11 protein-coding genes are annotated in these 12,034 nt (G+C 54.8%); 6 read left to right on the plus strand and 5 right to left on the minus strand.

Translation table 11 applies throughout. From position 1 onward, the window contains the following. A partial coding sequence (locus RRU01S_RS22635) for a type II toxin-antitoxin system VapC family toxin (protein ID WP_045232504.1) occupies positions 1–359 on the plus strand: 359 nt, incomplete at its 5' end. Positions 360–387: 28 nt separating this feature from the next. On the opposite strand, the gene RRU01S_RS22640 is transcribed toward RRU01S_RS22635, so the two are convergent. Then, positions 388–717 carry a hypothetical protein gene (locus RRU01S_RS22640; protein WP_045232505.1) on the minus strand — a complete coding sequence of 110 codons (330 nt, stop codon included), beginning with the start codon at positions 715–717 and terminating at the stop codon, positions 388–390. Positions 718–831: 114 nt separating this feature from the next. Between RRU01S_RS22640 and RRU01S_RS22645 the strand changes: the two genes are divergently transcribed. The 3 genes from RRU01S_RS22645 to RRU01S_RS22655 all read left to right on the plus strand — a co-directional run bounded on the left by RRU01S_RS22645 (position 832) and on the right by RRU01S_RS22655 (position 4,091). Next, positions 832–2,421 (plus strand): RcgA family putative transporter, encoded by a 1,590-nt coding sequence (locus RRU01S_RS22645; protein ID WP_045232506.1) that lies wholly within the window; start codon positions 832–834, stop codon positions 2,419–2,421. Further along, positions 2,411–3,412 (plus strand): RcgR family putative quorum lactone hydrolase, encoded by a 1,002-nt coding sequence (locus RRU01S_RS22650; RefSeq protein WP_045232507.1) that lies wholly within the window; start codon positions 2,411–2,413, stop codon positions 3,410–3,412. Before RRU01S_RS22645 ends, RRU01S_RS22650 begins: the two co-directional genes overlap by 11 nt. 481 nt (positions 3,413–3,893) lie before the next feature. Next, entirely contained in the window at positions 3,894–4,091 is a 198-nt protein-coding gene (locus RRU01S_RS22655; RefSeq protein WP_045232508.1) for a hypothetical protein, read from the plus strand. Between the two features lie 165 nt (positions 4,092–4,256). Here RRU01S_RS22655 and ligD read toward each other — a convergent pair whose 3' ends face one another. The 3 genes from ligD to RRU01S_RS25090 form a co-directional block, all read right to left on the minus strand. Continuing rightward, positions 4,257–5,321: a non-homologous end-joining DNA ligase gene (ligD, locus tag RRU01S_RS22660; RefSeq protein WP_108722716.1), complete on the minus strand. Its 1,065-nt coding sequence runs from the start codon at positions 5,319–5,321 to the stop codon at positions 4,257–4,259. Between the two features lie 255 nt (positions 5,322–5,576). Then, positions 5,577–5,747: a hypothetical protein gene (locus RRU01S_RS26270; protein ID WP_165572266.1), complete on the minus strand. Its 171-nt coding sequence runs from the start codon at positions 5,745–5,747 to the stop codon at positions 5,577–5,579. Then, positions 5,740–6,297: a hypothetical protein gene (locus RRU01S_RS25090; RefSeq protein WP_052816213.1), complete on the minus strand. Its 558-nt coding sequence runs from the start codon at positions 6,295–6,297 to the stop codon at positions 5,740–5,742. The genes RRU01S_RS26270 and RRU01S_RS25090 overlap by 8 nt, the downstream gene beginning before the upstream one ends. Positions 6,298–6,425: 128 nt before the next feature. On the opposite strand from RRU01S_RS25090, the gene RRU01S_RS22675 reads away from it, so the two are divergent. Next, positions 6,426–9,860: a class I SAM-dependent DNA methyltransferase gene (locus tag RRU01S_RS22675; protein ID WP_045232510.1), complete on the plus strand. Its 3,435-nt coding sequence runs from the start codon at positions 6,426–6,428 to the stop codon at positions 9,858–9,860. Between the two features lie 354 nt (positions 9,861–10,214). After that, complete coding sequence (locus tag RRU01S_RS22680; RefSeq protein ID WP_045232511.1) at positions 10,215–10,919, plus strand: hypothetical protein; 705 nt, start codon at positions 10,215–10,217, stop codon at positions 10,917–10,919. A gap of 136 nt (positions 10,920–11,055) precedes the next feature. Here RRU01S_RS22680 and RRU01S_RS22685 read toward each other — a convergent pair whose 3' ends face one another. Further along, positions 11,056–11,316 (minus strand): hypothetical protein, encoded by a 261-nt coding sequence (locus RRU01S_RS22685; RefSeq protein WP_327787163.1) that lies wholly within the window; start codon positions 11,314–11,316, stop codon positions 11,056–11,058. Between the last annotated feature and the right edge of the window lie 718 nt (positions 11,317–12,034).

Below are 12,034 nucleotides of genomic sequence, written 5' to 3' on the forward strand. Positions count from 1 at the left end.
TTGAGCAGCATGGCGGCCCCTTTTACGTGTCGGCCGTGGTTCGCATGGAAGCCTCGCTTTCGCTGACGCGGCGCATGGCCGAAGCGACAGGCCGCGACCGGCCTACGACCCCTGACATGCTCGCCACGGCGCGAAGGATGGTCGATCAGTTCTTTGCGGACCTTGAAGCCAAGGAGGCCATGATCTCTGGTGATGTCGGAACGAAAGCGCTCGACGCTGCACAGCAGTTCGGGAAGATCGTCAATCACCCGGCAAAACTGAATATGGGCGATTGCTTCACCTATGCCTGCGCCAGAGCCTACCGCACGAAGATCGCTTACAAGGGCAACGACTTTACCGAGACCGATCTCGGCTGGTGATCGTCCTCAACCAGGACGACCGGATCGCTTACATCCGGCGTGGAGATCCGAGAAGCAAATCCATTTCCTGGGGCGTCAGAGCATTGCCGGTCTTAAGGATGTAAGCTGCGATATAGGTCAGCTTCTCATTCACCTCGCTCTCACCCTGCGGCCTGTAATGGAGGATTGCCTGTCGGCTTTCCGCCTCTTGCCTCATCAGAGCGTCGTCAGACTGAGCGGCGTCTGCCATCGCGTGGAGCGTGGCGATGTGCTGATCAATCAACTCCTCAAGGCATGTCTCAAGGGTCTCCTTGCACACAAGGGCCTTGTGCGTGCGATGACGGAATGAGCGTGGATCGGATGACGACATATCTATCATGGCTGAACAACTCACTGATCTATGAGCGTCCAAGCGTAGACCACTGCTTGCGGATGAAGGCACGATACACTACGAAGTTCCACGAAACGAAACGAAATCAACGCCGGTAAGCCTTTGGAGAAGAACGGAAAGTTTTTCATCGCGCCCCCCAAGGATGGGCGTGATTTCAAGGAACTGTTCAAGGACCTTGCCGCTGCGGGGGCTGGACGTCCGCTGGACCGCGACGGCTTTCCATCGGGTCCGTGGACGCCAGAACTTCTAGCCGAAGCCATTTCGCAGATAGATTCCAATCATGTCGGCGTCGATTTGCGAACGGTCCAGCTCTGGTTTCAGGAGAACGACAAGGGTGTGAGCGCCGCCAACATCCGCTGGCTTGCGAGAGTATTCGGATGCGCTGATAAGCAAGCGACGAGCGAATGGCAGATGGAGCTCAGCGCGGCTCAATCCCGATTGGTCGCCAAGAGGCGGGATTCCAAAAAAACAGATAGCCGTCTCGATCGCATTCCTGATGTTTCTCTACCCGACCTCGAGGCCGTCGAAATCGTCTATGCGGCGCAAGGCGATGCGCAGACCCAAAAGCCGCGCTTCAGTCTCGGCCGAATGTCGGAAGCGGTCTTCACGCGCGGCTCGCCCCTGAATCTGCCCGCTTCGGTCTTCGCCGGCGCGTCGGCTCTCGGGTTCTTGGCCTATATCCTGGGCATACACAGCGCGATCTACACCCGGGCCGATGGCATTGTTAAGCAGGTCGGGTTCCTTTGGGCACCCAACTGGACCTTTCTCTTCATGGTCCTCCTGCCCGTGTTTTTCGTGCTGGTCACGGAGCTTCTGGTTTACTGGAAAAACAATGGACGGATGGTGCTGGCGGGCCATGGCGACAAGATCCAAAGCAGCCTTGAGTGGGACCGTTACCTCAAAGCCTATTCCTATTCCTACTGGGCCGTTTTCGTCATTTGCATTCCCTTCGCCGGTATCTTCCAGTGGACCGCGGTGGATCTGATACCGCTGCTAAAGGGCGGTGGCGACTACGCGACAAGTTGGGGCACGTTGGCGATCATCAGGCCCGAGGTGATCTCGGTGCCAATGGCGATCGTCTTGACAGGTCTTGCCTATCTCTACATGTGCCTGTGCTTCTATCTGCTGTTTGCTGGCCTTATTCTCCTTCATACGATCCTCCATGACCTCTGGACGATTGAAGGGGTAACATTGCTCCGGCCCGATGAATTTCAGCAGGAAGCCGGTGCAATCGCCTTAAGAGTGATGGAGGGAATATTCCGGTGCACCGCTATTGGTATTATGATCGCCATCTGCATGAAGCTGCAAAGCGCCTACTTGGCCTCAAATGGCAAGGACATCGTGACTTGGATCGTGAACGATATCTCAGTTGTCTTTGACGGATACGCAAATGGCCGCAGTGGCTTCCACTACAGAATGCCAACGCATTTCAGCAGTCTGTTGGTCGCGATCTCCGCCTGTGTCGGCTTTCTGTACGGCTCGATCCGGTTTGCAAGGCGCTTCCACATGCCGCTCTGGAGGATGTCGGCAGTGGTTGCGTTGCTATTTGCATCCTACATGCTGATCGATGCCTTTGACGGCTTCTCGATCCTCCTTGGTATCGTAACACTGGTTGCGACATACGCCCTCTTCGATCCGGAGTTCGGGCGATGGCGCGCAGACGAGATAGAAAGCGATCAACGTGTTTCATAGCTGGCTTGATGGTTGGGACGAACGGCGCGCGCAGCGTGGTGACGAGGCCAAGAAGACAACGCCTTTCCTGATCGACGCCGATCGCGCCTTTCCCGACGCGCACAATACCGCATCTCTGGAAGAATTTTGTTTGCTTGCCGACAAGGCCGCTTCCGATGCGGGTTTCTTCGAGCGACCGAGCGGGAGCGCTGACGGTTTTGACCGAAAAGACGGATGGCTCAAGTTCCCGTCCGACATCGCGACGGACGTTGACGAGAACAATACCGTCTGGGCAAAAATCACTGAAAGCGCGTCCAGCAAAAAGGCATTGGTAATCTTCCATCATTGGAATGCTGACGCCCGCAATGCCCATATCGCGACGTTTTTTTCAAAGCGGGGCATCACCGTGATCGAGATCGCGATGCCCTATCATTTCGAGCGTAGCCGTCTCGGGTCGCTGTATGCCGACTACATCCTCAGCGCCAATCTCGGGCGAACGCTCCAATCCATGAGGCAAGCCGTTTTCGACGGAAGGAAAGTCATTGGCTGGCTGAAAAGCGAAGGCTACCGCGAGATTTCGGTTCTCGGCACGAGCCTGGGCTCTTGGGTCGCAGGATTGATCACGGCGCACGAGCCCGCTGTGTCGAAAGCTTCGCTGTTTCTGGCAGCCGGTAGCCTCGCGGATATGGTTTGGACAGGGCGCGCGACACGATCCATTCACAAGAGCCTTGCGCCCCATATCGAGCTGAACGATCTCAGAAGAGCGTGGGGACCGCTCAATCTGGAGAACTACGCGCAAAACCTAGCGCGACCGGACTTGAGGCTTCACATCGTCCTCGCGAAACGAGACACAGTCGTTTTGCCCGATCTCTCTGCCCGATTTATGCAGAGGCTCGAGAGTGTCGGCGCTTCGCCCCACATCCTGGAACTGAACTGCGGGCATTATTCACTTGGTATTCCGCCCTACATCCTGCTGGCAGGCCTGAGCTTGAGCAGGTTCCTGTCGCGCTGATCAGTTCCACCGTTATGCCTCAAGCGCGCACTTGCTGACCGCGTTGAGCGGCCAGCGAGTGCAATGAGGGGGCCCCCTTCGGCCCCTCCCCTCAAACTCCCCTTCCCCCGCACGATGGACGCCCCGCAAGCGGGTCGGCTCATTGAGGCTTGTTGGCGTTTCCGGCCGGAGACGTCCTGATGTGTGTCCACCACGCTGCAGCATGATGGCGATGGAGATCCGCCCTTGCGGTCGGATAGCGATTTGCCGGTTGAAGGCAAAGGCGACGGCCGGGGCTACGAAGGCCGCGTTTACCGGTCTCTCCTTGCTGGCTGTACGTAATCTAATGCTGCGCACGATACGGCAGGCCCCGCCTTTGCGTGCAACCCCAAGGGGTTCTCCTCTCTGCTTCGCTCCGTTGCGATCGCTGCGCGATGCACTCGGCGGCTCCCGCCGTATTCGAGCTTCGCGATTACGCACAACCACCAAGGAGGATCACCTCATGAAAACGCTCGTAACCTTCTGCCAGAAAACCGGCCGTCGCCTTCGCCAGTTCATCAACCGGCAAATCGCGAAGTTGGCCCATAAGGGCCAACTAAAGTTCTCCATCGCCATCATGCTTCCGCTCCTCGCCAAGGTCGAGTTCACCTATCAGGTCGAGCTCGATGGCAAGGCCGGAAACGCCAACAAGCCTCAATGAGGCAAAGCCGCGCTCTTCGGGGCGCGGTTTTCCATCGTGCTCCCGGTGCGAATGGTGCAATATAAGAGGGTCCGGCCATGACGCGAGTTGGGGTAATGCACCATGGCCGGAGGAGAGCCGCGACATCATGTCGAGACAGCCGATAACATCATTCCGCATTCGAGCTCACAAGCCCGGATCGTCTTCCTCACTGTGAATTGAGTAGATGTCGCTGGCGTCCGCGTCGTCACGGATGCCCTTGAATGACGAATGACGAAGTTTCCTGTCATTCGTCCATCCTCGAAAATCGATCTCAGCAACGAGCGTCGGCCTGGTCGAAACCACGCCCTTCTTAAGTCCAGACGCTGTTTTCTTCACCTTCAGCTTGTCGAGCTGCGATCGCAGATCTCGCATTTGATCCGATTTGAAGCCGGTTCCAACGCTACCGACATAAACGTAGTCCGTCCCTGCTCTTGCGCCCAAAAGGAGACTGGAGAAGCCGTCAGGAGCCGAAGATGACGGCTCATATCCGACGATCGCGAAGCTTTCACGCTTGATGCACTTCACCTTGATCCAGTCGCCCGTTCGACCGGATCGATAAGGCCTGTCCCGGTGCTTGCCGATGATGCCTTCCAGGCCAAGTTGGCAAGCTTGCTTGAGCAGGAAAGCGGGATCGGCGTGAAACTCTTCCGATAGTCGAATGCCGCCGCCCTCGCCTTCCAGCAGGTCATCGAGAAGATGTCGCCGGCTCGCATACTCGACGCCCGTCAGATCGTGACCATCGAGATACAGTATGTCGAATGCGTACATGATGGCAGGCCCCGCGGTCGCGGTGCTGCCTCGCCCGCCGAGCGAGCTTTGCAAAAGTCCGAAATCCGAGCGGCCCTGTTCGTCCAGCATGACGGCCTCGCCGTCGAGGATGAACGTCGCCGGTCCGGTCGCAAGCGCGGCCGCCTCGATACCCGGAAAGCGGTGTGTCCAGTCATGGCCTCCCCGCGTGATAATGCGAACCCGATCAGGTTCGCGGTGGACCGCGATCCTGTATCCGTCCCACTTGATATCCCATGACCATTCCGGCCCGATTGGCGGGCGCGCGACGAGACTGGCAAGGCATGGTTCGATCCGCACGGGCATGGGATCGAACAGCAACTGCGGCTGGCTAGGGTCGCGGCGTCGCACGCGCCCGCTTTGCAGGGGCGCATTCTCTTCTGTACGGAGCGGCTGCGTTGAAGGGCGCGGGCGTCTGATCATCCCCGTATTGCATCAGGGAACCCTTAATATCCCGTACAATATGCTTTAGAACACAAAGCAAAAGACCGGACGGATGAACGATGACTTCAAGACAGCAACTATTGGCGAAGGTGCATGAGGTCGCTGATCCCTGCGAAGAGCTCCGGCAGGGTTTTCGTGCGTTGGCAGCGGACCCCTCAATACCCTCGGATGTACGGCAAGCCTCTCTCGATCTGGCCGACGCTATCGAGAAGGTCTTTCAGATTGCGCACTACATCATGAAAAGTGAAACGTCAGCTTCGGGCCGACTGGGCCTATATACGCCTTTCGGGTATTCGGATTGCGTATCTGGGCGGTAAAAAACTCCATAAAACGTCGGGCAGACGTTTCACCGGCCGAGAACATTATGCCTGGCGGAGAAACCGCACTGACAATCAGATCACCCATTGTCTTCTCCTCGGAGGATTAGCTTCGCGACAACGGCCGAGGTTTTGTTCTCGTAGCTTCCCTTCGCCATCTTCCTGAGATGCGATCGCAGCCATTCGTCATCGAGCAACTCCCACCCCTGACTGGCGAAGTGGTCGCTGAGCTGCTGGCGGTCAGTCGCACTTTTGAAGCGCCCACAAGCCAATCCTAACGTAACAACGGGATTTGGCGCACAGGCACCTGTCTTAGTGAATTGTAGAGCAAGACACTTGAGCACCACTTTCCGCAACCGTGCATCGGTAAAAAGCTTGTATCGTTGGGGCTTTTCCAGATTGGGTGCAATGATATCGCGGGCGGCAACACCTGTACTGTCGAGGTAGCTTTTGCACTCGACAACATGAAGCGTGTTGGTTGTTGGTTCGTAAGCAACCACGTCAAGCTCCCAACGGGGCGAGCTGGGACGACCGATCTCCTTCTTTTCCTCTTTGGAAAGGTCGACCTTCACTTCGGTTTGCGACCACCAGCCCTTGCTCCAAAGGGCGTCGCTAACCAGTTGCTCGAATGCGTCCATGCTGACTCTTTCTATATATGATCATATATATAGTAAGAATTGCGAACGTATTGGTTGAATGCAAACGAATAATTGACAAAACCGTGCGTTGATACCGACCTAAGTAAGGTGATGGGGGCGTTTTTTCGTTGAGCAAGCAGACTGTTGATGAATTCATAGCAAGATGGAAAACCACAGGCGGGAGCGAGCATGCAAATTATCAGTTGTTCGTAATTGAACTAACTGAATTGCTCGCCGTCGAACGGCCTAACCCTGCAACCGATGACGATAGCAACGATCACTACCGTTTCGAACGGCCAGTTAATTTTGCTACACATAAGCGATCGACTGGCTTCATTGATGTGTATCGGGGCGGTCACTTCATCTTGGAAACCAAACAGGGGGTTGATCAGAAGAAGGATAGAGCAGGCAACCTTGCTCATGGTATCCCCAAACGTAAACAGAAACGGATAGGTCACGGTGTCCGAGGCACAGCGGCGTGGGACGACACCATGCTCAAAGCGCGCAACCAAGCAGACAACTATGCTCGGGCTGTCGCAAGAGAAGATGGGTGGCCACCGTTCCTTATAATTGTAGACGTGGGCCACGTCATCGAACTGTACGCCGATTTTTCAAAGCATGGCCAGGGATACAACCAGTTTCCCGATGGCAACCGATACCGCATATTCATCGATGACTTAAGAAAGGACGAAACTCGCGACCTTCTGCGCACCATTTGGACTGATCCTTTCAGTCTCGACCCTTCCCTGAAAGCGGCCGAGGTAACGCGCGAGATCGCCTCTCACCTTGCCGAGCTTGGAAAGAGCTTCGAAGGGCAAGGCCATGATAGCGAGACAGTAGCTCGTTTTCTGATGCGCTGTTTGTTCTCTATGTTTGCTGAGGACGTCGAGCTTATCCCTCGGGATAGCTTTCAGGAGCTGCTCAAGAAGCTACGCGGTCATCCAGAGCACGCGCAGCCTACCCTAGAGGGCTTATGGGAAGTCATGAATACGGGCGGCTTTTCCCAGGTTCTGATGCAAGACCTCAAGCGCTTCAATGGCGGGCTTTTCAAGAATGCCGATGCGCTCCCTCTCAATAGTTTGCAGCTTGGGCTGTTGATCGAGGCAGCGGAAGCAGACTGGAAGCAGGTCGAGCCTGCGATTTTCGGGACACTTCTCGAACGAGCTATCGATAAGAAACAGCGTCATAAGCTCGGCGCGCACTACACCCCGCGCAGTTACGTCGAGCGGCTGGTAACGCCGACTATTATCGAGCCGCTTCGCGAAGATTGGCGCGATGTGCAAACTGCGGTTCAACGCCTCACTGAAGATGGAAAGAGGCCAGAAGCACTTGGTCTTGTCCGCAATTTTCATGCTCATCTGTGTGAAATTAAGGTTCTCGATCCCGCATGTGGATCAGGAAACTTTCTCTATATCGCGCTTGAAATGATGAAGAGACTTGAGGGCGAGGTGACAGCTCTTATTCAGGAACTAGGGGATACCAAGCCCCTCATCACTGTTGATCCGCACCAGTTCCTCGGCATAGAGTTGAACCCTTGGGCCGCTAACGTTGCAGAGTTGGTGCTTTGGATCGGTTATCTTCAGTGGCATTTCCGTACCCACGGCACAGCCGCCCCTGCTGAGCCGGTGCTACGAGACTTCAAAAACATCAAGAACGCTGATGCGGTGCTGGATTGGGAGGATCGCGTCCCTCTGCTAGATTCAGACAATCGTCCTGTCACTCGTTGGGATGGGGTAACGACAACACAGCATGCTGTGACGGGCGAAGATGTTCCCGATCAGAACGCAAGAGTGCCGGTTTTCCTTTATACCAAGCCTTCAGCGACCGTCTGGCCTAAGGCTGATTTCATTGTAGGAAACCCTCCCTTCATAGGCCTTCGGAATATCCGAAAAGCATATGCAGATGGCTATCTTGAAGCATTGCGTTCTGTTTATCCAGATGTTCCGGAGAACGCGGACTACGTCATGTATTGGTGGGAGAAAGCCGCCAATCGTGCCCGAGACTATAATTCCAAAGGAAAAAGCGGCGCACGTCGCTTTGGCCTGATTACGACGAACTCGATCAAGCAAAGCTTTAATCGAGCCATCACAGCCAGGCATCTTACAGATGCGAAAAAACCATTGTCATTGCTGTTTGCGATCCCCGATCATCCATGGATCGACGCTTCCGACGGCGCGGCCGTTCGAATTGCGATGTCTGTAGGAGCTCAAGGCCAGCGAGAAGGCCGCTTGCTCGAAATTTCGAAGGAGATAGAGAGCGGTAATGAGAGTGAAGGGATAACATGCGTGTTTTCGCAAGGCACTGGCACGATCTATTCGGATCTGCGTATCGGGGTGGACATTCTTTCTGCGAAACCGCTGATGTCGAACTCAGGCATCGCATGTGTCGGGTATCAGCTGACGGGACAAGGCTTCCTCGTTGATCCCCCTGTGGCCGCTCGAATTGCTAACGACGAGAAGACATCGAAGGAGCTTCTCAAGCCTTGGCTCGGTGGATTGGGAATACAGAGAAATCAGTCTCCAAAAGTTGCTATTGATGTTTGCGACCTGACGCTGGCAGACCTTCAGAGTAAACACCCAATGGTTTTCCAGCACCTATCGGATACCGTTTTACCAGAGCGTACTGAAAACAGTCGACGGTCGGTTCGTGAACGTTGGTGGGTTTATGGAGAGGCCCGCAACACATTCCGGCCTGCGCTTAAGAGCCTTAAAAGAATGATTGTGACGTCCTTAACAGCGTCCAACAGGATTTTCGTGTTCGCTCCATCCAACACGATCGCAGATAGCACAACCGTGATGTTTGCCCTAGACAAAGGGGAGCATCTATCGGTGTTGTCGTCCAGATTCCATGTTACATGGTGCTTGAATAGCGGTGGAACACTCGAAGACCGGCCACGATACAACAAGTCAGCCTGTTTCGATCCGTTTCCATTTCCGACCCTTGATAACAAACAGCAAACGCTTCTGCGCCAGTTAGGTGAGGAGCTGGACGCGCATAGGAAGCGGCAACAGGCGGCACACCCGCTACTGACCCTGACGCAGATGTATAATGTTCTTGAGAAGCTTCGCGCGGGCGAGGCTATCAAAGGGAGAGACAAGGAAATCTACGATCAAGGCCTCGTGGGCGTACTCCATATGTTGCACAAGCAGATCGACGCGGCAGTGGCCGACGCCTACGGATGGCCTGTAGACTTGGCAGATAAAGAAGTGCTCGGTCGTCTTGTCGCCCTGAATACAGAGCGGGCGGAAGGCGAGGGACTTGGCAAGGTTCACTGGATGCGCCCTGCATATCAAGACCCAGCGGGTCAAGCGACAGCAAAAGACAAGCAAGTCGAGCTCGACATTGGTCCTATCATGGGCATTCAAAAGGCTGCTTGGCCGAAATCTTTGCCAGAACAGATCGCTGCCGTTCGGCAAGAGTTGGCAAAAGTGGGGGAAGCGACAGCAGAGCAAATTGCTCGTAAATTCATTCGAGCTAGATCAACGGCAGTTGAGCCACTGCTCGAAAGTCTGACGGCGCTAGGACAAGCTAAGAGGATCGAGGAAGGCAGATATGCCGCCTGATCCGCGAAGCCTATATAAGCTTGCAATAGGATCGTAAGGGACGGGCGATCGGTGTATCGGCTTGGTGTCAAAACCGCTACATCCACAACGGTTAGCCCGCCCCGGCCCGCTCTTTCATATTGGGCCGTAGGGCTGGGGCGGGCGGATGGCTGGCACTAACGGTCTTTTTTACTAGTGATGCTCTTGTGCAGCCGTTCCAGCTCGGCTGCATTACGCTCATCCGACGACCATGGCTACAGCGGCACAAACCGCAATCGCCCAGGTCTTGATCAAGCCATCGCGGCGGTCCGAGAGCATGATAACCTCACATAAATGCTGGATAGAATTTCGAGAGAGGGAAAGGCGCACTGGTCTATGAAGGCATTGAATGAGAGCGGTTATTGGATGGGCTGGATAACCGCTGTGACCGTCTGCTGCATTTGCTGCGCTGCTTTAGCGGCTAAGCTTTTTGCCAGTGAAATGGTTTGCACAGGCGTGGATGACGAACACTGTTTGCGCGAGTGGGTTTCTGCCCTTGGAAGTTGGGCCGCAGTCCCAGCGGCAGTGATCACCGTGGTTTTCCTTTCGAAGCAGATCGCGCAAACGCAAAACCAACACCAAGAGCGACTTGAAATAGATCTTCGTCCATCTGTGGAGATCGCCAAGAAGGCAAAGGAAGTCGCCAAGCTATTGATACCTAAAGTAAATGATATCAAGAAACTCTGGAATGTGCCGTATGAAGATCGGATCTACCCCGATTTTGGTCAAACTCATGAATTTCACATGCTTTTCCTGGATGCAAACCTCGAAAACGATATCTTTGACCGTTTCGAGAAAGAGGTCACGCACGTTAGTTCTCCGCAACTCGCGTGGTTGAGATCCAGTATCGCGTGTGAAATGATTGTAAATCGACCTTGTGAGGAATCTGATTTTCCTTACGTCCGTCAGCAAGTTCTGATTCAGTGCGATCTCTTCTGTCAGTGGATGGAACGTTGCGTTAGAGCGGCTGATGAATACATCAGCGACTGCGACAGGAAGATCGGCAAGCAAGTTGTCACTTCTTCAGCTGATACGGCTTGAGATCGAGGTCCCGCATGTTAGTTTTCCAGCCCACAGGGCCGGAGCCTGCGCAGAGCGCTGGCGAAGCAGACGAAGGCCAGAACGCGCTTATCCAAATTGCGCCGAAGTGACGGCCGAAGTCTCGTGGAAAACACCGCTATGATTTTTTACGCCGAGAAAGTTCAGAAAACGGCTCGCGGCCTAAAGCGGCCGCGAGCTTGCGCCAATCGCTACCTCCCATGCAGGGAAGACGCAGAATTTGAACGCTCGGCAGGTGAGCCATGTCCTCTACCGTTTCATAACCATGCTGGTTGAGCATGAATACGGTTGAGGGCTTCATCTTGATATCGGAAAGGGATTTTGGTTCGTTTGTCATTGCTGCACGATTCACAACATCCACGCCGTTAGCAATGTGCAAATCTGCACCTCGGCCTAACGAGGCAGCTGACCCATGATCCACCGATTTCCGAGGCGGTTGCCACAGGCTCGACAGCGTAATCTTGCTTGCAGTGAACCGAGAAAGGCGTTTCCCCATTTCTTGCGGACAGCCTCCCGGTCGATCCACGTTTCGCGCTCACACGACGAACAAAAGCAACCAAGCGTGATGTATTGTGGAAGATCATCCAGTGCCGTGTTGACCGGATCAGGAACCGGCCCAATGTAAGTGATCTGGTCACGTCTGAGTTTACTAGCTTCGGAATCCCTTGGCTGTTTCATAACCTGTCCATAGCAGCCAATCTTGCAGTCATTAAAACTGCGCACGTTCGATGAGCTTCATCTTAATGAGTGATACCATAGAAGGCCCAGTCGGCCCGAAGCTGCGATTTTGGCTAATTCGAAGAACGTTGTGGGAACATACCGAGCGGGATTGACCTGCGACGGTCATTCAAGCCCTGTTATAGTAGCTGGCCTTCACCGTCCTGCCGCGTAAGCCACTCTAAAGTTACAGTTTCCTCGTTTGTTCTTGAAGTTGGCCAAAATCGCAGCTTCGGGCCGACTGGGCCATTTTGCCGGAGAAAGTCGGTCCCGGCTTCCGCTTCGCGGCGCAAGCTAAGCCTCCTGCGGCTTCCTTTTTCCCGGCAAAACCGCGTCGAGAATTCCCGCTTTCCCGGCCTGAAGAACGGCCGTCGCTATGC

Origin of the sequence: Agrobacterium rubi TR3 = NBRC 13261, assembly GCF_000739935.1 — a bacterium.
GTDB classification, from domain to species: Bacteria; Pseudomonadota; Alphaproteobacteria; order Rhizobiales; family Rhizobiaceae; genus Agrobacterium; species Agrobacterium rubi.